Below are 23,320 nucleotides of genomic sequence, written 5' to 3' on the forward strand. Positions count from 1 at the left end.
TATTAGTGTTTTGTTAACTTCTCTTTGTGTTTAATAACCTGACGGTCAAGCTTGTCAATCAGGGCGTCTATAGCGGCATACATGTCAGCATGCTCTGAAGTAGCAAAAACTTCACCACCTATGAGGTTTATTCTCGCTTCGGCAATCTGTTGCATTTTCTCAACATTGAGCACAACGTGCACATTATTGATCTGTTCGAAATGGCGTTCAAGTTTTGAAAACTTTTCTTCTACATATGCACGTAACGATTCGGTAATTTCGACATGGTGTCCACTTAGGTTTATTTGCATAGAAACGTCCTCCGATATCCACTGTAGGTTATAAACTTTTACGCTGATTAGAAGGTGGAATAAGCATAGCCTCTCGGTACTTCGCAATGGTTCTGCGGGCTACGTTGATCCCTTGTTCTGCCAGAAGTTGTGCCATCTTACTATCGCTTAATGGTTTTTTCTGGTTTTCCGCTGCCACCAGTTTCTTTATAAAGGCTCTGATTGCTGTGGATGAGCACTCACCACCATCGTCAGTACCGACGTGGCTAGAGAAGAAGTATTTTAGTTCAAAAAGTCCCTTAGGGGTATGCATGTATTTTTGAGTTGTGACCCGTGAGATGGTGGACTCATGCATTTCTACCGCTTCGGCAATATCGTTAAGCACCATAGGCTTCATGGCTTCTTCACCGTACTCAAAGAAACCTTGCTGATATTGCACTATGCAATTAGCAACTTTAAGCAAAGTATCGTTACGGCTTTCTAGGCTCTTAATAAACCATTTAGCCTCTTGCAGATGGCCGCGAATAAATTGGCTATCGGCTTGGTTTTTGGTACTGCGTGCCATAGAAGCATAATGTTGATTTACATTGATTTTGGGCATGCAGTCAGGATTAAGCTCAACAACCCAGCGGCCATTTTTCTTCGACACAGACACATCTGGGATAACGTATTCGTCATTATTGGGCGTGATCAACAAACCTGGGCGAGGATTGAGGGTTTGGATAAGTGCTATACCATCCCTTAATTCATCTTCTTTTAATTTAGTCTTACGCATCAATAACCTAAAGTCTCGGGCGGCGATCAGATCTAAATGATCTTTGATCAGCATACGGGCGTTTTCTAGGTTGGGAGTATCAGCGGCGAAATGCGACAGTTGGATCAGCAGGCATTCACTTAAATCGCGGGCGGCAACGCCTATGGGATCAAAATGCTGAATACGCTTGAGTACGGCTTCGACTTCGTCAAGCTCAACTTCAGGATTGCCCATGGCTTCGAGAATTTCTTCAGTGCTTTGGGTGAGATAGCCCTGATCGTCGATGGCATCAATAATGGCGGTGGCAATGGCTAAATCGGTTTCAGAAAACGGCGTGAGGTTTTTTTGCCATTCTAAGTGTTCGTACAACCCTTCACTGGTCTCGCCTTGGAAGGGCATATCGTCTTCACGACTACCGCCGGGGCCTGAGTTTGGGGAGGCGGTAAACACTTCATCCCATGTGGTGTCCATGGGGAGCTCATCGGGCATGGATTCTTTGGTTAGCGACTCTGCCGTGTCTATGGTGGAGCTGTCTTTTTCTGGTGGCAGAGTGCTAGATTCACTGAAATCCGTATCGGATAGCGTTTGGTTTACAGGGTTTTTAGTGGCGTCGAATTGATCCTCTTCCAGCTCGAGAAGGGGATTAGAATCTAATGCTTGCTGGATCTCTTGCTGCAGTTCTAATGACGACAGTTGCAACAGACGTATAGCCTGTTGTAGTTGTGGCGTCATGGTTAACTGTTGACCCAGTTTGAGCTGGAGTGACGCTTTCATGTTACCGCTGATCCCTACGTTATTATTGTTGGATGAGGTCGCTTATTATTATCTTGAGTGAAGCCCAATGGCGGTATAAATTGCCTCCATTGGCTTCGCTCGATTAACTATAGCCTGAATTGTTCACCTAAGTACACAGCCCTAACTTGCTGATTGTCTAAGATCTCTGCTGGAGTTCCTTCGGCAATCAGGTTTCCGTGACTCACAATATAAGCATGTTCACATACATCTAATGTCTCGCGGACATTATGGTCTGTGATCAGTACGCCAAGGCCGCGACTTTTGAGTTGTTCGATAATCTTCTTGATGTCGATAACCGAAATAGGATCGACGCCGGCAAACGGTTCATCGAGCAAAATGAACTTAGGATTAGCGGCTAAAGCCCGCGCAATTTCGACGCGACGACGTTCGCCACCCGACAATGACATGCCTTGGCTGTCACGGATGTGGGTGATATGAAACTCTTCGAGCAGATGTTCTAGTTCTTCTTCTCGTTCTTCGTTTTTAAGTTCTTTACGAGTTTGCAGTACGGCCATGATGTTGTCATGAACAGTTAGCTTACGAAAGATACTGGCTTCCTGCGGTAAGTAACCTATGCCTTTGCGGGCACGCAGATGCATAGGATCTGCGGTTAAATCATCATCGTCGATAAAGATATGTCCCTTATCGCTCTTCACTAGCCCGACAACCATGTAAAAGGTCGTGGTTTTACCTGCACCGTTTGGACCGAGTAGGCCAACGACTTGACCGGTTTTTACCGTCAGACTGACGTCTTTAACCACTTGGCGACTCTTGTAACTTTTCGCCAGATTTTGTGCTCTTAAGGTGATTTGGGTCATTTAGAGTCCTGCTTTTTTACAGGTTTATCCGCCGGAGCGTCTGATTTAGCATCATCTTGATAGTTTTCAGGCTGAATAATAGTGATCACGCGATCGTCACCACTGCCAGTACTCTCGGCCATCAATTTCTGTTGAATCATGTTATAGCGGATTAAATTGCCTGTAACTTGGCTACCCGCTTGATCTAATGACGCCATACCTTTCAGCGTTAAGGTGCGGCTTGCCATATCGTAACGAATTTCTTTCGCGCTAGCCGATGCAGGACGGCCATCGTCTAATATCTGGCTATACGTAGCAGGGTTGCCTGTGGCGACCAAAGTTTTGCTATTTTCACCTTCAGCGGAAAATGCACGCAGTTCATTTGCTTGGATTTTTATTGAGCCTTGGGTAACTTCCACCGGACCAAAGAAGATGATCTGGTTGTTTTTGATATCCGCAGTTTGGCTCACAGCTTTAATTTTGACTTCTTGCTTTAAGTCGCCGACTTTCGCGAAAGCACTCATGCTCATAATTAGCATTAGGCTGGCAAGTAATACGTTATTTTGCTTCATATGTTCCTACTACCTGACTGGTCAATTGCACTTCTTGCGCGTTGAGGTCGGCATAAAGGCCTTGGCCTTGAATATTAAAATCTTTCCCTGTGACGTAAATGGTACGGTCAGAGGTCATTATCATAGTGTTGAGATCGAGTTCCAGATAACTGGTGGACAAGGTCTGAATCGGTTCTTCTGGGCTAATGGCATCGATAATAACATTATTTTCTAATACAACCTTGCCAGTTTCCTTGTTTAGCTTGCCCTGATCTGCCCTGAGCTGCCATTGTGCTTTACCTTGGTCTGGATAAACAAGATAAACAGGTTGAGTAAAGAAAGTTTGATTCGTTGAATCATAATGTTCCATGTGTTTCGCCGTCACACGGCTATTCACTAGTCCTTGCTCATTGAACTCAACACTGCGCAGATCTTCAACGATGAAATCTGGGGTATTTTGATCTTTTACTCTGTTATCGGAATCACCGCTGTGTTTGTTCTGGACCTGCCAGTAAAGCGCTAGTGCAGTTCCAAAAAAAGCGATAATTGCGAGTGTCACACGACTCATATACTCATTCCATGGGCCGAAGTGAATTTATTTTGACTTAGGAGTAACAGATCTGTGAGTTCACGCAGTGCACCGTGGCCACCATTGAGCGTAGTCACAAAATGGGCGTGTTGGCGTACATAGGGGTGGCCGTCAGCAACACTGACCGCTAAACCGACGACATTCATCACGGGGAGATCGACAATATCATCACCGATATAAGCCACTTCTTCTGGGGTGACACCATAAAGTGCGAGCAATGCTTCATAGGGCTCGAACTTATTGTCTACGCCTTGGTAAATATGGGTAACACCAAGGGCTGTCATACGGTTTTCAACGATTTTGGATTGACGTCCTGTGATCACGGCGAGGTTGAAACCGCTGGTGAGGAGTGAGCGCACGCCATAACCGTCACGGGTATGGAAGGCTTTGAGCTCTTCGCCGCTATTGCTCAAGTAAATATGGCCGTCGGAAAACACCCCATCGACGTCACAAATCAACAGTTTAATCTTTTGCGCGCGTTGCCACACATCATCACTGATTGGGCCGTAAAATCCTTGCTGTGGCATTAAATGACTCCTGCTTTAACCATGTCTAGCATGTTAAGAGCGCCGATAGGATGGCGATCTTTATCGATAACAATTAATCCGTTGATGTTTTTTGAGTCCATCACTTGCAGCGCTTGGGCGGCCAATACATTATCCGTGATCGTGACGCAGTTACGGGTCATCACATCGGCAATGGGCGTCGTGCGTAAATTCACTTCGGCATCGATAACGCGGCGTAAATCACCGTCGGTGAAGATACCAACCAGCTTGCGCTGATCATCGATAATCGCCGTCATGCCTAAGCCTTTCTTGGAGATTTCGTACAGGGCTTCTGTGATGCAAATATCGTGGTTGACGAGCGGTAAGTCATCACCGCTGTGCATCACATCACTGACTTTTAACAGCAACTTACGTCCTAATGCACCGCCGGGATGGGACATAGCAAAATCATCACGGGTAAAGCCTTTTGCTTGCAGCAGCGCAATGGCGATGGCATCGCCCATCACTAAGGTCGCGGTAGTGCTCGACGTTGGGGCAAGTCCAAGTGGGCAAGCCTCTTCTGGGACTTCGATACATAAATGCACTTTAGATAATCGCGCCATATTCGATTCGGGTTTACCCGTTACCGCAATAACAGGCACGCCCATACGTTGGATGACCGGCATTAAGGTGAGGATTTCACTCGACTCACCAGAATTTGAAATCGCTAAAATCACATCGTTATCGGCCAATACACCCAGATCGCCGTGGCTGGCTTCACCCGGATGCACAAAAAATGCGGGCGTTCCTGTGCTGGCGAGGGTGGCAGAAATCTTATTGCCGATATGGCCCGATTTGCCCATTCCCATGACAATCACTTTGCCTGTGCAGTTGAGGATCAACTCGCAAGCTTCTGCAAATTCAGCCGAATCAACATATTGATAAAGATTGTCTAGGGCTGACTTTTCAATGTCGATAACTTTACAACCCCATTGGCGCAGTTGTGATTTGTCTACCATGTCTATCTCTCTTTTTGCATTGTCTTTGTCGCCCCATTGATGGGATTGGAATAGCACAATTTGGTACGCGATAAAGATGATATGTAATAGGCTTTCTGCCAAGTATTAGTTTGTTTTCAGACAATTTAGCTTATGTATTGCTGTGGTTAATTACCGAAAACAGCAAAACAATTGCGGCAGGCTAGAGCGATTGATCCGACTCGTCAAGTTCAGCTGCGTTAGCTATTCATGCACAATAACGTGTTTAGCGGCAGAAGGTCTTGAGCAATATCATCGTCTTTGTCGTTTATTTCAATGGATTTATCCCATATCGCAGCGGGTATTACCCTATAGGATGCCTCTATTGCGCAATTGCGTATCGACTCTCCCCGATAAAAGTGGGCGAAGAGTGAGCTAAGTGCGAACGAATTAGCCAATACTGCCAATTCTGCAACTAGGTTGAAAACATTAAGTAACATTTTACCTGTGCAGAGTGAAAACTTAGGGCGCATTTTCGCTGTAAATGAGGCAAATTGAAAGTATCGCAGGGCGATAGTGTCGATTCGGTTGTAGGTTAAAGCGCAATTACGTACAATTTGCGGCTCTTCGATTGGTCAGTCTAGGAAGACTAGGATCACCTCATTTGCAAATGTCGGAATCAAGCATGACTCAAGAACAAACGCCGTTGGTTGAGATCCGTAATTTGGGGTTTAGCCGCGGTCAGCGTGTGATATATGAAGATATTAGCCTGTCCATTCCAAGGGGCAAGGTGACGGCGATCATGGGGCCGAGCGGCATAGGCAAAACGACCCTGTTGAAATTGATTGGCGGCCAATTAACGCCTGACCATGGACAAGTTTTATTCGACGGTCACGATATCCATGGCGTGAGTCGCAATGAATTATTTAGTCTGCGTAAGCGGATGAGCATGCTGTTTCAAAGTGGCGCGCTGTTTACCGACATTAATGTGTTCGATAACGTGGCGTTTGCACTGCGTGAACATTCTGGACTGCCTGAAGACATTATTCGCACTATCGTGCTGATGAAGCTTGAAGCCGTAGGTTTACGTGGTGCAGCTCAGATGATGCCAAGCGAGTTATCCGGTGGTATGCAACGCCGCGCCGCATTGGCTAGAGCCATAGCGCTTGAACCTGAAATGGTGATGTACGATGAGCCTTTTGCAGGGCAAGACCCAATATCGATGGGCGTGTTAGTAAAGCTTATTCGTGAGTTATCCGATGCGCTGAATCTGACTTCAATTGTAGTGTCCCACGATGTGGATGAAGTGCTTGGCATTGCCGATTATGTATATGTGGTGGCTGACAAAAAAGTCATCGCCCACGGTACCCCTGAAGAATTAAAGTACGCTGATAATCCGCAGCTGAAACAGTTTATTCAAGGTGCTCCGGACGGCCCTGTGCCGTTCCATTATCCGGCAAATGATTACCAGCAAGAATTAATGGCAAAAGGAGTTGGCAAGTGAAGTTAATCGACAGTATTGCCGACTTAGGCCGCAGCGCGATTGAGCTAGTGCTCGGCTTTGGCCGTGCAGGCCTTATGCTGTGGGGCGCGATTTTTCGCTGGCCACGCGTGCGTAAAGGTTTTCCATTATTAGTGCGCCAGATTTATGTGGTCGGTGTGCAATCTATGGTGATTATTTTAGTCTCAGGACTCTTTATCGGCATGGTGCTCGCACTGCAAGGCTACAACATCTTAGTTGGTTTTGGCACTGAAGAAAGCTTAGGTCCTATGGTGGCGCTCAGTTTACTGCGTGAGTTGGGGCCAGTTGTTACCGCGTTATTGTTTGCGGGACGGGCGGGTTCAGCATTAACCGCTGAAATTGGTTTAATGAAAAGTACTGAGCAGCTTTCCAGTTTAGAAATGATGGCTATTGACCCATTAAGGCAGATTATTGCACCGCGCTTTTGGGCTGGAGTGATCAGTATGCCATTGCTGGCGTTGATGTTTACCGCTGTAGGTATTTATGGCGGGCACCTTGTTGGCGTGGAATGGAAAGGGATCGACAGTGGTGCGTTTTGGTCGATTCTGCAGGCGTCTGTCGAATGGCGTCAGGACATAGTTAACTGCTTGATCAAAAGTGGTGTGTTTGCCGTAGTGGTCACTTGGATTGCGTTATATCGCGGTTATCAAGTGATCCCAAATCCGGAAGGCATCAGCCGTGCAACGACCCAGACTGTCGTTCAGTCGAGCCTCGCTGTATTGGCATTGGATTTTTTACTGACAGCCCTGATGTTTGGCCGCTAACGGAACACTGCGGATTTCGACACAGGTTAGATGGATTAACAGAGTGGTAGCTGAACATGTTGACACGAAAAATTGAATTATTAGTGGGTGTGTTTCTTTTAACAGGATTGGCCGCTTTTTTGGTCTTAGTCTTTAACGTCGCCAATATTGAAGTGAAAAGCAGCGATAGCACTTATACCATACAAGCCAATTTTACCAACATTGGTGGTTTGAAGGTGCGTTCGCCAGTCAAGGTTGGCGGTGTTGTCGTTGGCCGAGTGAGCAGCATAGATTTAGACCCAGTTAAGTTAGTGGCTGTGGTCACATTAGTGATGGACAAGCGTTACGATAAATTCCCTGAAACCAGTAGTTTAGCCATTTTGACTTCGGGTTTGTTGGGCGAACAATTCTTAGGGTTAACACCGGGTTTTGTCGACGATGATGTCAGTATGCTGAAAGACGGCGATAAGATTGACGACACTCGCTCGGCATTAGTGTTGGAGGAGCTGATTGGTCAGTTCTTATATAGTATGGGTTCGAAGGATAAATAGGGGTTACCGCTATGTTTAAAAACTTATCTCGTTTTTTATTGCCGTTAGTGATGGTTTTAGGGGCAACGAGCGCAGTCGCCGCTGATGTGGTTGTCGATACGACAGATCCGTATGCCATGGTGAAAGCCGTTGCCAATAAAACCTTCGATCGTTTTCACAAAGATAAAGCATTAATCGACGCAAATTCAGACCATTTAAAGGTGATTGTTCGTGAAGAACTCATGCCTTATGTCGATTATAAATACGCTTCTTATAAGGTATTAGGCCAATATCTTAAGGATTCAACCGAAGAGCAACGCAATCGTTTCGTCAATGCTTTTGAAGGTTATTTAATCTCTACTTATGCTCAAGCCTTTACTGAATATACTAATCAAAAAGTGGAATTCTCACCTGGGATTGATTTCAGCAAAGAGAAAATGGTCGATGTAAACGTGCAGATCATCGAAGCCGGTCGCCCACCGATTAAACTATTGTTTAAGGCGCGCCGTTTAAAGGATGACTCGTGGAAGGCATTTGATTTAGTTGCCGAAGGTGTGAGCTTACTGTCTTCTAAGCAGTCGGAAATCTCTAATCTAATTCGCCAACAGGGTATCGATCCCGTGATTAAGATGCTCGAAGATCGCACTAAAGAGAAAGTGGTCATGAAGGCTAAGTCTGGGAAGTCACAGTCGTGATTGAATTTGTGCAACAGGGGACAGTTTGTCATCTCAAAGGGCGCATAACCCAAGCCGATGTCATTACACTTTGGCCACAGCGGCAACAACTGCTAAATGAGTCAACCCAGATATTGTCTCTGTCTGGGCTCGAATACAGTGATAGCGCTGGCATGGCATTTTTGCTGGCGTTAGTGCGTGAACATCGCAGCCAACTTGTATTGAGTTCTGCTTCACCACAACTTAAAAAACTAATTGATTTATATGATTTAGATGCCTTCTTTACCGAAGAAGCGCATTGAGAATAGGGTAATAGATTTCATGGAATGCAGCTTAATCGAACAGATTTTACGTGATGCGTTAGGGCTTGAAGAAGTTCACGCTAGCTCGGATGGTAGCCATTATAAAGTGATCGCCGTAGGTGAATGCTTCGATGGTATGAGCCGAGTCAAACAGCAACAAGCCATTTATGCACCGTTGACGGCACACATTGCCAGCGGTGAATTACATGCATTAACGATCAAAACTTTCACGCCGACTCAATGGAAACGCGAAAAAGTTTTCAACATGCCTAGCTAGTGAGGAAAAGTGGATAAACTAACAATTCAGGCAAGCCCCCCGCTTGCCGGTGATGTGATTATTTCAGGTGCTAAAAATGCAGCTTTGCCTATTCTGATGGCGGGTGTATTGGCTGAAACCGATTTTGTGGTTTCTAACGTGCCCAATCTGCGTGATGTGAGTACGAGCTGTAAATTATTACGCTGTCTCGGCGCTGAAGTGACTGAACTCGGTGACGGACAGATCCGCATTTCTACCACTAATCTGAATGAGTTTTGCGCTCCCTATGATCTAGTGAAAACCATGCGTGCTTCTATCTTGATCTTAGGGCCGTTATTGGCTCGTTATGGTACGGCTGACGTGTCATTGCCTGGCGGCTGTGCCATTGGCGCAAGACCAGTGAACTTGCACTTACATGGCCTCGAAATGATGGGCGCCAAGATTGAAGTGAAAGAAGGTTATATCAAGGCCCGTGTCGATGGTCGTCTTAAAGGCGCACATATCTTTATGGACATGGTGAGTGTTGGTGCGACCGAAAACTTACTGATGGCCGCAGCGTTAGCCGATGGCGAAACCGTGATTGAAAACGCGGCCCGTGAACCTGAAGTGATCGATCTCGCTAATTGCTTAATTGCCATGGGTGCAAAAATCACTGGTGTAGGCAGTGCGACACTGCGTATCCAAGGGGTTGAGCGTTTACAGGGCTGCAATTACCGAGTTATGCCAGATCGTATCGAAACCGGTTCCTTCCTCGTTGCTGCCGCGGTGACCCGTGGTCGTATTCGTTGTTTAAAAGCCGATCCTGCTTCACTGGAGTCGGTTATCGCAAAACTTGAAGATGCAGGCGCGACGATTACTACGGGCGAAGATTGGATTGAGCTCGATATGCAGGGTAAACGTCCGAAGGCGGTGAATATCAAGACGGCACCTTATCCTGGTTTCCCAACCGATATGCAGGCGCAGTTTTGTGTGCTCAATGCCTTAGCACAAGGTACGGCAACCATAACTGAGACTATCTTCGAAAATCGTTTTATGCATGTGCCTGAACTTATCCGTATGGGCGCTACCATGGAGCTTGAAGGCAACACCTGCATCATTCAAGGGATTGAATCTTTAAGTGGTGCTCAGGTCATGGCGACGGATTTACGTGCGTCAGCGAGTCTAGTGATTGCTGGCTTAGTGGCCGATGGTAAGACGATTGTCGATCGTATCTATCACTTAGATCGTGGCTATGAGCATATTGAGAATAAGTTTCAAGGTTTAGGCGCACAGGTTGTGCGTATTCAGTGATCTGTTACTGATTTAAGCTAATTTTGAATCATTAAAAAAACCAGCTAAAAGCTGGTTTTTTGTTTTCTGCCTTTGAGCGCGTAATACTGAGTGACACTCTAGTTATCGATCACAACCTTCTCATCGATAATCACAGGCAACTCTTGTTGTTTACCTTGGCGTATCACAGTCATCATCACTTTCTTACCCGGTGTGGTTTCAGCGATGCGGTCCATTAGCATTTCAACGCCTGGCACATCTTCACCATCGTATTTAATAATCACATCCCTTGGCATTAGCAGGGCTCGGGCCGCAGGGCCATTAGGATCGACACCCGTAACGAGCACACCTTTGAGATCGGGTAGATTAAGGATTTGTGCCACGACAGGATTAATCGGCTCGCCAGAAATTCCTAAAGCGCCACGGATCACGCGACCATTTTTAATCAATTTACCCATAATGCTGTGGGCTAATTTAATCGGGATAGCGAAGTTAATCCCGTGGCCGCCGCCTTCTTCACCCACTTGGAATGCTGCGGTATTGATACCGATAAGGCTGCCGTTAGTGTCAATGAGTGCGCCACCCGAGTTACCCGCATTAATCGCTGCATCGGTTTGTAGGAAGTCTAAGTAACCTGAACTTAAGCCGTTACGCCCCGTGGCACTGATGATGCCTTGGGTAATGGTCTGGCCTAAATTGTAGGGATTACCAATAGCGAGTACGACATCACCGACTTGAGGCGGACTGTCGAGATTAACGGGGACAATCGGTAAGTTATCGCCTTCAATTTTAAGTACCGATAAATCGGTTTCAGGATCGAAGCCAACCACTTCAGAGGTAAATTTGCGTCCATCTTGCAGGGCGACAACAATCTCATCGGCTTTCTTAATGACATGATAATTAGTGAGAATATAACCTTCTTTACTCATTATCACCCCAGAACCTAGACCTTGAAGTGAGCCTGAATTAAGTGGGCGGTTCTGATCTATGCTGAGGCTATAAATATTCACAACGGCAGGAGCTGCACGGCGTACCGCCTTGGCAAAGGATAGCTCGACTGTGTTGTTGGCACGGGTTTGTAGCAGACTACTACCGAGGGATTGGTTATCGAAATAACGTGTCACCAATAAAAACATGGCCGCCATGATAAGGCCGAAAAGGGTGGCTTTACCGAGATATAACAGAGTGTCTTTTATAGTCATGGCAGGATGGATCTAGAAAAAGGTGAGTTAGATTAACATGTTTAATCGATGTAAGCATAGGGAACCTAAGCTCCCTATGCTTATCTATGGCAGAAAAAATGGCCTATTTTGTCGATTAACGTAGGACTAAATATAACATGCTCTTATCACGCATTATCTTCAGTGCAACGGCACCTTCTTGATCTTTAAGTTGTGCTTTCAGTGTCTTAAGATCTTTAATCGCAGTGCGGTTAATACCGACAATTACATCTCCTTTTAATAAGCCACTCATGGCCGCGGGTGAGCCTTGTGCGACATCGGTAATTTCAATGCCCTTAGATGAGTTTTCTAAGGACGCACCTTGCAGCATAGGATGCACGGCACCAGCCGCTGTTTCACTGGTTTGGCTCGCTTCACCTAAGGTCACTTTAACTGTTTTCTTATCACCGTCACGGATGAGTCCTAACTCAACGTTAGCACCTGCACCCATAGTGGCGACTTTAGCCCGCAGTTCTTGGAATGACTTAATACCACGGCCATCAACGCTGATGATAATATCACCTGCTTTTATACCAGCCTTCTCTGCGGCACTGCCCTTGGCTACTTCATTCACGAAGCCGCCGTGTTGAGTGTCTAAACCGAAACCTTGTGCGAGTTGGCTATCGAGATCACGTCCCGAAATACCTAATACACCGCGGCGTACTTCTCCGTGTTCGGCAATTTGTGCCACGAGGTTTTTCACCATATTAGCAGGGATGGCAAAGCCAATACCGACGTTACCGCCACCCGGTGCTACGATTGCCGTGTTAATCCCAATTAACTCGCCGTTAAGATTGACGAGTGCGCCACCCGAGTTACCACTGTTAATCGCGGCATCGGTTTGAATAAAGTTTTCCAGCATTTCAATGCCTAAGCCGCTACGGCCTAAAGCACTAACAATGCCCGAGGTGACGGTTTGACCTAAACCGAAGGGGTTACCAATGGCAACGGCAAAGTCACCTACGCGTAAATCATCGGAATCAGAGGCTTTGATTGCGACGAGATTTTTCGCTTCAATTTGCAATAATGCGATATCTGACTCTGAGTCAGTACCAATCAGTTTTGCTTTTACTTCACGGCCGTCATGAAGACCAACTTGAATATCATCAGCACCGTCAATCACATGGTTGTTCGTGACGATATAGCCTTTTTCTGCGTCAATAATGACGCCTGAGCCTAAGCCTCTAAAAGGACGTTCTTGCACTTGCTCTTGTGGCGCATTAGGGCCGAAAAAGTAACGGAAAACATCAGGTACTCTTTGCTTAGAAACATGAGTCCCCGTTACCGCTACTGATACGACTGCGGGCGTCGTACGCTCAAGCATAGGCGCAAGACTTGGGATGGATTGTCCCTCAACCGTCTGTGGAATGGCGGCCTGTGAGACGACAGGCATTATAGTCAGGGTCGCGGCTAACATTGCGGCTGAAAGTACAGATAATTTTGTTTTCATCTATTCATAACTCCAAATAAGGGTTGAAAGATCTGGATGTAATGCATCAGCAATCGTGCGAGTGCCAGATCAAATCTGTATCGGTACCGGCTATTTGCCTAGGTAATCACTCTGACTCGCACCTTATTGAAAAAGTTCATTATATTAATAAATGTTAATTTTTTTAGCCTATTTTGTCGGCTGTTTCATACTTGTTGCTGAACAGAAATCTGTGGGCGAGATTAGGATTTTTCAAGCCCTAATATCAGCAGATTTTGCCGATTAAAATGACCTACAGCATAGAGGCTTATTAGACGTTTGTATGCAGTTTAGCGTTAAGGTAAAAGTCGTATTCTGCATTAATATATCCTGCGTCATATTGGCCGTGCTAATATCGTCACAGTTTTAGTAAAGGACATAAGAGAATTTAAACGTGCCTCAGTTAAGCCCTTGGCAGCATTATCAAAAAGATCTTACTCGTGATGGTTTTTCCCATGATCCGGCTCAAGAAATTGCCGTTAAGGCGTTACAACGCGTCTATGAAGACTTAACTACGGCAGAAGAACCGAGTTCTATTGTGGGGAAATTGTTTAGCGCATTAGGCTTAAAATCGGCACCAGCATCACCTAAAGGCCTGTATCTTTGGGGCGGAGTTGGGCGCGGTAAAACCTACCTGATGGATACCTTTTTTGATGCCTTGCCTGGTGAACAAAAATTGCGGGCTCACTTCCACCGCTTTATGCATCAATTGCATTTAGATTTGGATGAGTTAAAAGGCGTTCGCGATCCTTTGTTGGTGATTGCGAAAAAGATGGCTGCAAAATATCGCGTTATCTGTTTCGATGAATTCTTTGTCTCTGATATTACCGATGCCATGCTATTAGGTACGCTGTTTCAAGCGTTATTTAAAGAAGGCGTTGTGCTGGTTGCAACTTCGAATATTATCCCCGACGACTTATATAAAAATGGCTTACAGCGCGCACGTTTCTTACCTGCGATAGCCTTAATTAATCAACATTGTGAAGTACTCAATGTGGATTCTGGCATTGACTATCGATTGCGTACCCTTGAGCAAGCAGAGATTTATCATCATCCGTTAGATGCACAAGCTGATGCCAATCTGATACGTTATTTTAGTCAGTTAGCGCCTGAGTCTGAGGTGCTTACTGGTGACATCGAAATAGAAGGCCGCAGTATTAGTATTCGGCAGCAGGCGCAGGGCGTATTGTTGGCCGATTTTAGAGCGCTCTGTGATGGTCCACGAAGCCAGCGTGATTACATGGAACTTGCGCGGATTTATCACACTGTCCTCGTGAGTGGCATAGAACAAATGGGCGCCTTTTTGACAGGCGATGACATCGCAAGACGTTTTTTAGCTATGGTCGACGAATTTTACGAGCGCAATGTAAAGCTGATTGTATCGGCTCAAGTGCCACTCGAAGATATTTATGCCGATGGTTTGCTTAACTTCGAATTTAGGCGTTGCCGTTCACGCTTAATTGAGATGCAATCCCACGATTATTTAAAAACCGAACACCTGCCGTAACCCAGTAGTGTAAGAGTTTTGCATTAGCTGCAGCCTTAAATCACCAGAGGCTTGTTAATCCTTAGGATGACAAGTCCGATTGGTCGATATTTTATAATTTTTATCAAAATATCAGGTGATTTTTAACTCAGCTTTGTCTATACTCCGCCACCTGCCCACGTTACTCCGCCAATTGGGCGGAAGTTGTAAGCCGAAGTCGGTGCTCGAAGGGGTACTAAAAGGCAATTTTGTGTTGTTTGCAAATGCAGACAGCATGTGAGACAGAAAATTAACTTTGGGTTTTTGTAATAATGAAGACTTTTACTGCTACACCAGAAACTGTAACTCGTGACTGGTTCGTCGTCGACGCAGACGGCAAAACTTTAGGTCGTATCGCTACTGAAATCGCTGTCCGTTTACGCGGTAAGCATAAGCCAGAATACACTCCACACGTTGATACCGGTGATTACATCATCGTTGTTAATGCTGAAAAAGTGACTGTTACTGGTAACAAAGCGAAAGGCAAAACGTACTACTCGCATTCAGGCTTCCCTGGTGGCATTAAGCAAATCAGCTTTGAAAAGCTGCAAGCGCAAAAGCCAGAAATGATCATCGAGAAAGCAGTTAAGGGTATGTTACCAAAAGGTCCTCTGGGCCGTGCCATGTTCCGTAAACTGAAAGTTTACGCTGGCGCAGAACATAACCACACTGCACAACAACCTCAAGTTCTTGATATCTAAACGGGATTAAGCAAATGGCTGCAACTCAGTACTACGGCACTGGCCGTCGCAAAACCTCTACAGCTCGCGTTTTCGCTAAAGCAGGTAGTGGCAACATCGTTGTAAATCAACGTCCTTTGGATCAGTATTTTGGTCGTGAAACTGCTCGTATGGTTGTTCGTCAACCTTTAGAGTTAGTTGAAATGACTGACAAGCTGGACATCTATGTAACTGTTAAAGGCGGTGGTATCACTGGCCAAGCAGGCGCAATCCGTCACGGTATTACCCGTGCTCTGATGCAATTAGATGAAGCACTGCGTCCATCACTTCGTTCTGCTGGTTTCGTTACCCGTGACGCTCGTAAAGTTGAGCGTAAGAAAGTGGGTCTACGTAAAGCACGTCGTAAGCCACAATTCTCTAAGCGTTAATTCGTTTTTGGAATATCAAAAAACCCAGCCTATGCTGGGTTTTTTATTGGCTAAAAATTGACGGTATAAGAAAACTCTTTGGTTGGAGTATGCTGATATACAATAAATTTATATTAAGCGAGTGAGTTTGAGGTAAGCATGACTTTTCAGATTTTTATGCTAGCAGTGGCACTTGTGTTGGTTTTGGAAGGCCTCGGGCCATTATTATTCCCAAATAAATGGCGTCGTTATTTAAATGAACTCTCCCATCAAAATCAGCAAGTTATCCAGCGACTTGGTGGGGCATTAGTCACGGCTGGAGTCGTTATCTGGGTTGTTTTTGCGTAAAAAATAGCCTGCTTGCCCTTATTAACTAAGATCTGTTAAAATTCTTTTTTAACCGCAACCTTGCAGCAAATAATGGGCAAAAACGTAGTTGTTCTCGGCACCCAATGGGGTGACGAAGGAAAAGGTAAGATTGTCGACCTTCTAACAGAACAGGCAAAATATGTAGTTCGTTATCAAGGCGGCCACAATGCTGGTCATACCTTGGTTATCGACGGTGAAAAAACCGTTCTTCATCTGATCCCATCGGGTATCCTGCGCGATAATGTGAAATGCATTATTGGCAACGGTGTGGTGCTTGCACCTGACGCCCTGATGAAAGAGATCAACATGCTGAAAGATCGTGGAGTTCCTGTTGAGGAACGTCTGTTGATCTCTGAAGCGTGTCCGTTGATCCTACCTTTCCATTGTGCCCTAGATATCGCCCGTGAAAAAGCGCGCGGTAATAAAGCTATTGGTACAACTGGCCGTGGTATTGGACCTGCGTATGAAGACAAAATCTCCCGTCGCGGTCTGCGAGTAGGCGACCTGTTCAATGCTGAACTGTTTGCCGAAAAGCTGAAAGAAGTTATGAAATATCATAACTTTATGCTGACAGAGTATTACCAAGTCGAAGCGGTTGATTACGAACAAACGCTAGCAGATGCGTTGGCTATGGCCGATTATCTGAAGAGCATGTGTGTTGATGTGACTGAACTGTTGGATACTGCGCGTAAAGCCGGTGAGCCAATTCTGTTCGAAGGCGCTCAAGGTACATTACTCGACATCGACCACGGAACATATCCATTTGTAACCTCTTCAAATACCACTGCCGGTGGTGTTGCGACGGGTTCAGGTTTTGGTCCGCGTCACTTAGACTATGTCTTAGGTATCATGAAGGCTTACACCACTCGCGTAGGTGCAGGTCCATTCCCAACTGAACTATTATGTGAAGTCGGCGATCATTTAGGTACTAAAGGTCATGAGTTTGGTGCAACAACGGGTCGTAAGCGTCGTCCAGGTTGGTTGGATGCTGTAGCAATGCGCCGCGCAGTTCAAATCAACAGTGTTAGCGGCTTCTGCTTGACTAAGTTAGATGTACTTGATGGTCTGAAAGAAGTGAAGATTTGTGTCGGTTATCAGAATCCTGATGGCACTATCTCTAAAGTCACTCCGCTGGCCGCTGAAGGTTATGAACTGGTTACGCCGGTTTATGAAACTATGCCGGGTTGGAGCGAGTCGACTTTTGGCGCGACATCAATTGAGCAACTGCCTCAAGCAGCGATCAATTATATCAAGCGTCTTGAAGAGTTATTAGAAACACCTATCGACATTATCTCTACGGGTCCTGATCGTAACGAAACCATGATTTTGGTTAATCCGTTCAATTAAGATCTGTTAAGGCCGTGTTTCACGGCCTTTTTCTCTGCTTCTTTATGCCTTTCTCTGTTTCATTCTGCGGTTAGATGTTTAGCTCAAGAAATCAGCTCAAGCTCAAGAAATAGGTTATACTGCCGATGCAAGTATTCATCCTACTGTCATTGAGAGTCGTTATGCTACGTACAGCACTCGTTGCGCTACTGCCTTTAGTATCTTCAATGTGCTTTGCTGAAACGCAGGCGGTGGATATTTATAGTCAAGATCAATTGCTTGATTTGATCCGTAGCAATCAATACTTAGCGAAAGTGAAACGTGATGATTGCCAGTTAGTCCAAGACATTGAGGCGCGAGCCCAAGTCTTAAAACAGCCTTTATATCAATTTCTTTGGGGCGAAATGCTCAATCATGGAACGTGTGTGAAGGCTAACCCTGTAAAGGGTATTGCTTTGTTACGTGACTCGGCCGAACAAGGTAGCTCAGAAGCGATGTTAAAGCTTGCCGAGTATTATCAGAGTGGGAAATTTGTCATCCGCAATAAAGACAGAGCAGTGCATTATTTACTGCCTGCGGCTGCAAGTGGCAGTTTATCTGCTCGTATGATGTTAGTTCGTTTATTTGGTGAAGGTTATGGTAGTCCTAGGGATTACGAGATGGCCTATCACTGGTTATATAACGATGTATTTGCGGACGAGGCGACTAAGAAAAAAGCCTTGTCTTTACTGCAGGTGTTAGCAGCTAAAATGCCCCCCAGTGCAGTGGCGCGGGCCCAGCAAGAACAGTTGCGAACCCGTTAAGTGGTCTCTTAATCTAGAGACACATTATTTGGATATTGAATGATCAAAGACCCTCATTTTGAGCGTGAACAGGATAAGTACGAAAACCCTATCCCAAGCCGTGAGTATATTCTCGATTACTTACGTTCTCAAAAATCACCTATCACTCGTGACAGCATTGCCGCGGCGTTAAACATCCAAGAGGAAGAACAACTTGAGGCCTTGCGCCGTCGCCTACGTGCGATGGAACGCGATGGCGAACTGGTGTTCACTCGTGGGCAAAGCTATGGCTTACCCGAGAAAATGGATCTGATCCCCGGCACTGTGCTCGGACACAGAGAAGGCTTCGGCTTTTTCAAACCCGATGAAGGCGGTGATGACTTATTTATTTCGAACCGCGACATGCTGATGTATTTCCACGGTGATAAAGTGCTGGCGCAAAAAGCGGGCACAGATCGTCGTGGCCGTCGCGAAGCGCGTTTGGTTCGTCTGATCCAGCCGCGAAGTGCCGCGATTGTTGGCCGTTATCATGTCGATAGCGGTATGGCATTTGTCATTGCCGATGATAAGCGTATTACCCAAGAAATTTTAGTCGCGAATGAAGATCGCAACGGCGCCCGCCAAGGCGATGTGGTTGTGGTTGAATTAACGCGTCGCCCTGGCCGTTTTGTTAAGGCTGCGGGTAAAGTGACTGAAGTGCTCGGTAAGCAAATGGCGCCGGGGATGGAAATCGAAATTGCCCTGCGTAATTATGATTTACCCCATACTTGGTCACCTGTGATTGAGAAGAAACTACGCCGTATTCCCGATGAAGTAACCGACGCCGATAAAGTCGGTCGTGTGGATTTACGTCATCTGCCATTAGTTACTATCGACGGTGAAGACGCCCGCGATTTTGACGATGCCGTGTACGCGGAGAAAAAAGCCGGTGGTGGCTGGCGTTTATGGGTTGCGATTGCCGACGTCAGTTATTATGTGCGTACCGATTCTGCCTTGGATACCGAAGCGCGTGCCCGTGGTAACTCTGTGTATTTCCCATCGCAAGTGATCCCTATGCTGCCGGAGAAAATCTCTAACGGCCTATGTTCGCTTAATCCCCACGTCGACCGTTTATGTATGGTCGCCGAGATGACCGTATCTGCTAAAGGTAAGTTATCAGGTTATAAGTTTTATCCGGCTGTGATGTATTCCCATGCCCGTTTCACTTATACCCAAGTGGCAGCAATGTTAGAAGGCGGCCCCATTGCGCCTGAGCATGAGGCTTTGTTCCCGCATTTGCAGTGTTTACAGTCATTGTATTTAGCGCTCGATGAGCAAAGAGCCGAGCGTGGTGCGATTGCGTTTGAAACCATGGAAACGCAGTTCATTTTCAATGAGCAGCGCAAGATTGATAAAATCGTGCCGCGTGGCCGTAATCAAGCCCATAAAATCATTGAAGAATGTATGATTTTAGCCAACGTTTCTGCAGCTAAGTTTGTGAAGAAACACAAAGGCGAAGTCTTGTATCGTGTGCATGAAGCGCCATCCGAGCAAAAATTGGCGAACTTTAAAGAGTTCCTTGCTGAGCGTGGTTTGACTATGCCTGGCGGACTTGAGCCAACGCCGTCAGATTATCAGAATGTGATGTTGCAAATTGCCGACCGCCCTGATGCTGAACTTATCCAAGTGATGTTACTGCGCTCTATGCGTCAGGCAATTTACACTCCGGATAACGAAGGTCACTTCGGTTTGGCTTTAGAAGAATATGCGCATTTTACCTCGCCCATTCGCCGCTATCCGGATTTAGTGTTACATCGTGTGATCCGTTATTTACTGGCGAAGGAAAGAGGCGAAGCCACTGAGAAGTGGACGCAGGATGGTGGCTATCACTATCAGCTCGATGAGCTCGACCAATTAGGCGAAGAGTGTTCGACCACAGAACGTCGTGCCGATGAAGCGACTCGCGATGTTAGCGATTGGCTCAAGTGCGAGTTTATGCAAGATCACGTCGGCGATACCTTTGAAGCTGTGATTGCCTCAGTGACCAGTTTTGGTTTGTTTGTGCGCTTAAATGAACTGTTTATCGATGGCTTAGTGCATATCTCAAGTCTTGGTAGCGATTACTACCAATTCGATCCTATGCGTCAACGTCTTATCGGTGAGCACACAGGTCAAGTTTATCAAGTCGGCGATCCTGTGACGGTTAAGGTCGCTGCAGTCAACTTAGATGACAGACAGATTGATTTGGTTATGCTGGGTGATGACGGCAAAGGTGGTAAGCGTAAAGCATCTGCCAGCCGTGATAAGCCGATGACAGCCCGTGAGCGCGTTAATCGTGAAGGCGCTAAGCAAGGTAAAGCAGGCAAAACCGCGGCATCTAGCGCCAAGGCTGAAACAGGCAAAACTAAACCTAAGGCCAAAGCTGGCACTAAAGCTAAAAAAGCAGCAGTAAAAGATCCGGCTAAAAAGCCAAAAGCCGCTAAGCGGAGCACGAGAAAGAAATAAATGAAAAAACAAGATATTATTTTTGGGATCCACGCAGTTGAAGCCCTGTTAAAACACAGCCCTGAGCGCATTATTGAGTTGTGGCTGTTACAAGGTCGTGACGATGAGCGCTTAACTGTGCTGGCCGATCAGGCCAAAGCCTTTGGCACGACGATTCAAGTCGCTTCTCGTAAAGCCTTAGATGACAAAGCGGAAAGCAGCCAACATCAAGGCATAGTCGCGCGCGTTAAAGCGGCGAAAGTATTGAATGAGCAAGATTTAGATGTGCTGCTTGCTAACACTGAGCAAGCATTCCTGTTGATCTTGGATGGTGTGACGGATCCCCATAACTTAGGCGCTTGCCTACGTAATGCCGATGCGGCTGGCGTACAAGGTATTATCGTGCCTAAAGACAATTCAGTTGGCTTAACTGCGACTGTGAGTAAAGTGGCATGTGGCGCGGCAGAAACCGTCCCTTTATTCCAAGTCACTAATCTTGCGCGCACGATGCGCCATCTACAGGATAAAGGTGTGTGGATTGTGGGTACGGCGGGCGAGGCTGATTGCGAGCTTTATCAAGCGGATCTTAAAGGGCCATTGGCGATTGCTATGGGCGCTGAAGATAAAGGCTTACGCCGTTTAAGCCGTGAGTCTTGCGATTCACTGATCTCTATCCCTATGGCCGGTAGTGTGTCTAGCTTGAACGTATCGGTTGCAACGGGTATTTGCTTATTTGAAGCAGTGCGTCAGCGTCGTAGCTAATATGCTCACGTTTGCCTGATCTCACATATGCAGTATCAGGCTTGAAGCAACAACCTGCAGTAACAACTGGTCGTAATAAAAAGGCGGATTAACGATATAAAGTTAATCCGTTTTTTATTGGCCTTTTTTACGTCATCGCTTTGTCTAGGTTAACCTGATTGCTATCAGTTTCATCTATTTGAGCGGCTTCAGGCTCTACTTGCTCAATATCGAAACTAAAGGCGAGTTGTTCCTCATCACTGTCATTATCATCGATAATATCGTCATCGACGCCATCGGCCCCTAAATCATGCTCCGATTCATCTAAGTTAGCGCTGGGCGTCATATGCTCTTGAATTGATTCAACATCAACCCGTGGGTCCAACGCTGCCGCCAGTGGTGACGAGACTAAGTCGCCCGTCGCCATTATGTAGTCTTGGGTGACATTGGTTTCGACTTTTTGCTGTGAATGTACATAACGTAAACGCACAAAGAGTATTAAGGTACAGGCTGACATAAAGCCATATAACATGTTATTGCCAAACCATTGCATTAATGTCGATGCGATAAGCGGACCGATACTGGCCCCTAAGCCGAAGGTTAATAAAATGGTGGCGGATAAGCCGACTCGCTCATTCTGTTCGACTCGTGAGTTGGCAAGCGCTGTGGCGAGCGGATAAAAAGTGAAACCTAAAATACCAAATAGAAAGGTCATCACCAGTGAAATCACCGGATGATAAGGGGTTAAGGCGATAGCTAAGGCTAAGATACCGAGCAATATGCAGTTGATACGGATAAGGCGACTGCGGGACATAATGTCGGACAATTTTCCCATTGGCCACTGTGCTAGTAATCCCGCTAAAATCGTTGCCGTCATATATGTGGCGACTTTTTCAGGCGGTAAACCTAAGTTACTGGCGTAGGCGGGAGCGAGACCATAAAACGAACCCACTATCATGCTACCAATCGCGATTGTCGTGAGTGCTTGTGGTGCTTTTTTCCAGTAATAGGCAATTTTGAGTGGGGCAGGGACTAAGGGCGCAGGGTGAAGACGACGCGTGAGTGAAATCGGTACGATACAGAGTGAGAAACAAATTGCGATAAGCAGTAGTGGCTCTAGTCCTAATTCGGGGAAAATACTGATCGCACCTTGGCCCAAGATTAAGCCGAAGTAAGATACGATCATATAACTCGCAAACACTGTGCCCCTTTGATTACTTTCAGCTTGTTCGTTAAGCCAACTTTCTAACACCATGTATTGGCACATCATCCCCATGCCGACCACGAGTCTGAGGAGCAGCCAAACCGCTAGTTCATCCACGAGTGCATGGCCTAATGCCGATGCAGCGACTATGCCAGCACTGGCGACAAAGGCGCGGATATGACCCACTTGAGCGATAAGTCGATGACCAATCTTAGAGCCTGCCACTAGGCCAACATAGTAGGCCGACATCATGCCGCCAATCCATATTTGTGGCACATTCATCACTGAGAGCCTGAGCCCAAGATAGGTGGTAAGCAAGCCGCCGGCTAATACCATTAATAACGTGGTGCTATATAAAGAGGCGAAAGTGCGCAGCGGATTAGTCATATACAACTCCGAAAACACAAACTAGATTGATAATGAGGAGTGAGTATATCAGGGGTTAGTGTTTATGTTGTGTTGCAAATTGTTGGTAAATCTTGATTAATTGCGCATTTCTGCTCAAAAAATCACTGAATTATGTCGGAACAACTCAAGGGGATGCTTGTGAAGCATTCACATAGACGCCAGCCGAGTAGGCTATTAGCGTCATGTTAGTCTATGTATTTCTTCGTATTTTTTA

25 protein-coding genes are annotated in these 23,320 nt (G+C 46.1%); 15 read left to right on the forward strand and 10 right to left on the reverse strand.

From position 1 onward, the window contains the following. Window positions 1-2: 2 nt before the first annotated feature. The 7 genes from hpf to L5M51_RS20525 all read right to left on the reverse strand — a co-directional run bounded on the left by hpf (window position 3) and on the right by L5M51_RS20525 (window position 5,259). On the reverse strand, window positions 3-290 hold the full coding sequence (gene hpf / locus L5M51_RS20495; protein ID WP_006083070.1) for a ribosome hibernation promoting factor: 288 nt from the start codon (window positions 288-290) through the stop codon (window positions 3-5). Window positions 291-318: 28 nt separating this feature from the next. Then, entirely contained in the window at window positions 319-1,797 is a 1,479-nt protein-coding gene (locus L5M51_RS20500; protein ID WP_212600140.1) for an RNA polymerase factor sigma-54, read from the reverse strand. Between the two features lie 107 nt (window positions 1,798-1,904). Next, entirely contained in the window at window positions 1,905-2,636 is a 732-nt protein-coding gene (gene lptB / locus L5M51_RS20505) for an LPS export ABC transporter ATP-binding protein (RefSeq protein WP_105251392.1), read from the reverse strand. Beyond that, window positions 2,633-3,187, reverse strand: coding sequence for a lipopolysaccharide transport periplasmic protein LptA (gene lptA, locus L5M51_RS20510; RefSeq protein WP_105251393.1), 555 nt, complete (start codon window positions 3,185-3,187; stop codon window positions 2,633-2,635). The genes lptB and lptA overlap by 4 nt, the downstream gene beginning before the upstream one ends. After that, the gene (lptC, locus tag L5M51_RS20515; protein WP_105251394.1) at window positions 3,174-3,734 is read right to left on the reverse strand and encodes an LPS export ABC transporter periplasmic protein LptC; all 561 of its coding nucleotides are present in this window, start codon (window positions 3,732-3,734) and stop codon (window positions 3,174-3,176) included. Before lptC ends, lptA begins: the two co-directional genes overlap by 14 nt. Next, window positions 3,731-4,282, reverse strand: a complete 552-nt coding sequence (kdsC, locus tag L5M51_RS20520; RefSeq protein ID WP_263174388.1) for a 3-deoxy-manno-octulosonate-8-phosphatase KdsC — start codon at window positions 4,280-4,282, stop codon at window positions 3,731-3,733. The genes lptC and kdsC overlap by 4 nt, the downstream gene beginning before the upstream one ends. Next, a complete protein-coding gene (locus tag L5M51_RS20525) occupies window positions 4,282-5,259 on the reverse strand; it encodes a KpsF/GutQ family sugar-phosphate isomerase (RefSeq protein WP_105251395.1) in 978 nt (325 codons plus the stop codon). Before L5M51_RS20525 ends, kdsC begins: the two co-directional genes overlap by 1 nt. A 643-nt stretch (window positions 5,260-5,902) precedes the next feature. On the opposite strand from L5M51_RS20525, the gene mlaF reads away from it, so the two are divergent. Genes mlaF through murA form a run of 7 tightly spaced genes read left to right on the forward strand, consistent with a single transcriptional unit; the run spans window position 5,903 to window position 10,534 of the window. Next, the gene (gene mlaF, locus L5M51_RS20530; RefSeq protein WP_063882287.1) at window positions 5,903-6,721 is read left to right on the forward strand and encodes a phospholipid ABC transporter ATP-binding protein MlaF; all 819 of its coding nucleotides are present in this window, start codon (window positions 5,903-5,905) and stop codon (window positions 6,719-6,721) included. Next, entirely contained in the window at window positions 6,718-7,503 is a 786-nt protein-coding gene (gene mlaE / locus L5M51_RS20535) for a lipid asymmetry maintenance ABC transporter permease subunit MlaE (RefSeq protein WP_105251396.1), read from the forward strand. Before mlaF ends, mlaE begins: the two co-directional genes overlap by 4 nt. Window positions 7,504-7,559: 56 nt before the next feature. Further along, the gene (gene mlaD / locus L5M51_RS20540; RefSeq protein ID WP_028759401.1) at window positions 7,560-8,033 is read left to right on the forward strand and encodes an outer membrane lipid asymmetry maintenance protein MlaD; all 474 of its coding nucleotides are present in this window, start codon (window positions 7,560-7,562) and stop codon (window positions 8,031-8,033) included. Between the two features lie 11 nt (window positions 8,034-8,044). Beyond that, on the forward strand, window positions 8,045-8,707 hold the full coding sequence (locus tag L5M51_RS20545; RefSeq protein WP_105251397.1) for a phospholipid-binding protein MlaC: 663 nt from the start codon (window positions 8,045-8,047) through the stop codon (window positions 8,705-8,707). Next, window positions 8,704-8,988, forward strand: a complete 285-nt coding sequence (locus L5M51_RS20550) for a lipid asymmetry maintenance protein MlaB (RefSeq protein WP_105251398.1) — start codon at window positions 8,704-8,706, stop codon at window positions 8,986-8,988. Before L5M51_RS20545 ends, L5M51_RS20550 begins: the two co-directional genes overlap by 4 nt. Window positions 8,989-9,007: 19 nt before the next feature. Further along, window positions 9,008-9,265 (forward strand): BolA family protein, encoded by a 258-nt coding sequence (locus tag L5M51_RS20555; protein ID WP_006086065.1) that lies wholly within the window; start codon window positions 9,008-9,010, stop codon window positions 9,263-9,265. Window positions 9,266-9,274: 9 nt separating this feature from the next. Further along, the gene (murA, locus tag L5M51_RS20560; RefSeq protein ID WP_105251399.1) at window positions 9,275-10,534 is read left to right on the forward strand and encodes a UDP-N-acetylglucosamine 1-carboxyvinyltransferase; all 1,260 of its coding nucleotides are present in this window, start codon (window positions 9,275-9,277) and stop codon (window positions 10,532-10,534) included. Between the two features lie 98 nt (window positions 10,535-10,632). Here murA and degS read toward each other — a convergent pair whose 3' ends face one another. Continuing rightward, on the reverse strand, window positions 10,633-11,715 hold the full coding sequence (gene degS, locus L5M51_RS20565) for an outer membrane-stress sensor serine endopeptidase DegS (protein WP_105251400.1): 1,083 nt from the start codon (window positions 11,713-11,715) through the stop codon (window positions 10,633-10,635). A 115-nt stretch (window positions 11,716-11,830) separates the two neighbouring features. After that, window positions 11,831-13,183: a Do family serine endopeptidase DegQ gene (gene degQ, locus L5M51_RS20570; protein WP_173246892.1), complete on the reverse strand. Its 1,353-nt coding sequence runs from the start codon at window positions 13,181-13,183 to the stop codon at window positions 11,831-11,833. Between the two features lie 412 nt (window positions 13,184-13,595). Between degQ and zapE the strand changes: the two genes are divergently transcribed. The 8 genes from zapE (at window position 13,596) to rlmB (ending at window position 21,515) form a co-directional block, all read left to right on the forward strand. Further along, on the forward strand, window positions 13,596-14,708 hold the full coding sequence (zapE, locus tag L5M51_RS20575; RefSeq protein WP_168825494.1) for a cell division protein ZapE: 1,113 nt from the start codon (window positions 13,596-13,598) through the stop codon (window positions 14,706-14,708). Window positions 14,709-14,998: 290 nt separating this feature from the next. Beyond that, window positions 14,999-15,427 carry a 50S ribosomal protein L13 gene (rplM, locus tag L5M51_RS20580; RefSeq protein WP_105251403.1) on the forward strand — a complete coding sequence of 143 codons (429 nt, stop codon included), beginning with the start codon at window positions 14,999-15,001 and terminating at the stop codon, window positions 15,425-15,427. Between the two features lie 14 nt (window positions 15,428-15,441). Beyond that, a complete protein-coding gene (gene rpsI, locus L5M51_RS20585; protein WP_006083052.1) occupies window positions 15,442-15,834 on the forward strand; it encodes a 30S ribosomal protein S9 in 393 nt (130 codons plus the stop codon). A gap of 138 nt (window positions 15,835-15,972) precedes the next feature. Beyond that, a complete protein-coding gene (locus tag L5M51_RS20590) occupies window positions 15,973-16,161 on the forward strand; it encodes a DUF2065 domain-containing protein (protein WP_263174392.1) in 189 nt (62 codons plus the stop codon). A gap of 72 nt (window positions 16,162-16,233) precedes the next feature. Further along, window positions 16,234-17,529, forward strand: coding sequence for an adenylosuccinate synthase (locus L5M51_RS20595; protein ID WP_028759421.1), 1,296 nt, complete (start codon window positions 16,234-16,236; stop codon window positions 17,527-17,529). Window positions 17,530-17,654: 125 nt separating this feature from the next. After that, complete coding sequence (gene motX, locus L5M51_RS20600) at window positions 17,655-18,311, forward strand: flagellar protein MotX (protein WP_105251405.1); 657 nt, start codon at window positions 17,655-17,657, stop codon at window positions 18,309-18,311. Between the two features lie 39 nt (window positions 18,312-18,350). Then, window positions 18,351-20,774: a ribonuclease R gene (gene rnr / locus L5M51_RS20605; RefSeq protein ID WP_173497176.1), complete on the forward strand. Its 2,424-nt coding sequence runs from the start codon at window positions 18,351-18,353 to the stop codon at window positions 20,772-20,774. Further along, window positions 20,775-21,515 (forward strand): 23S rRNA (guanosine(2251)-2'-O)-methyltransferase RlmB, encoded by a 741-nt coding sequence (gene rlmB / locus L5M51_RS20610; RefSeq protein WP_263164665.1) that lies wholly within the window; start codon window positions 20,775-20,777, stop codon window positions 21,513-21,515. 127 nt (window positions 21,516-21,642) lie between these two features. Here rlmB and L5M51_RS20615 read toward each other — a convergent pair whose 3' ends face one another. Then, window positions 21,643-23,085 (reverse strand): MFS transporter, encoded by a 1,443-nt coding sequence (locus tag L5M51_RS20615; protein ID WP_263174396.1) that lies wholly within the window; start codon window positions 23,083-23,085, stop codon window positions 21,643-21,645. Between the last annotated feature and the right edge of the window lie 235 nt (window positions 23,086-23,320).

The organism is Shewanella sp. SM73, assembly GCF_025653795.1.
In the GTDB taxonomy this organism is placed as follows: domain Bacteria; phylum Pseudomonadota; class Gammaproteobacteria; order Enterobacterales; family Shewanellaceae; genus Shewanella; species Shewanella oncorhynchi.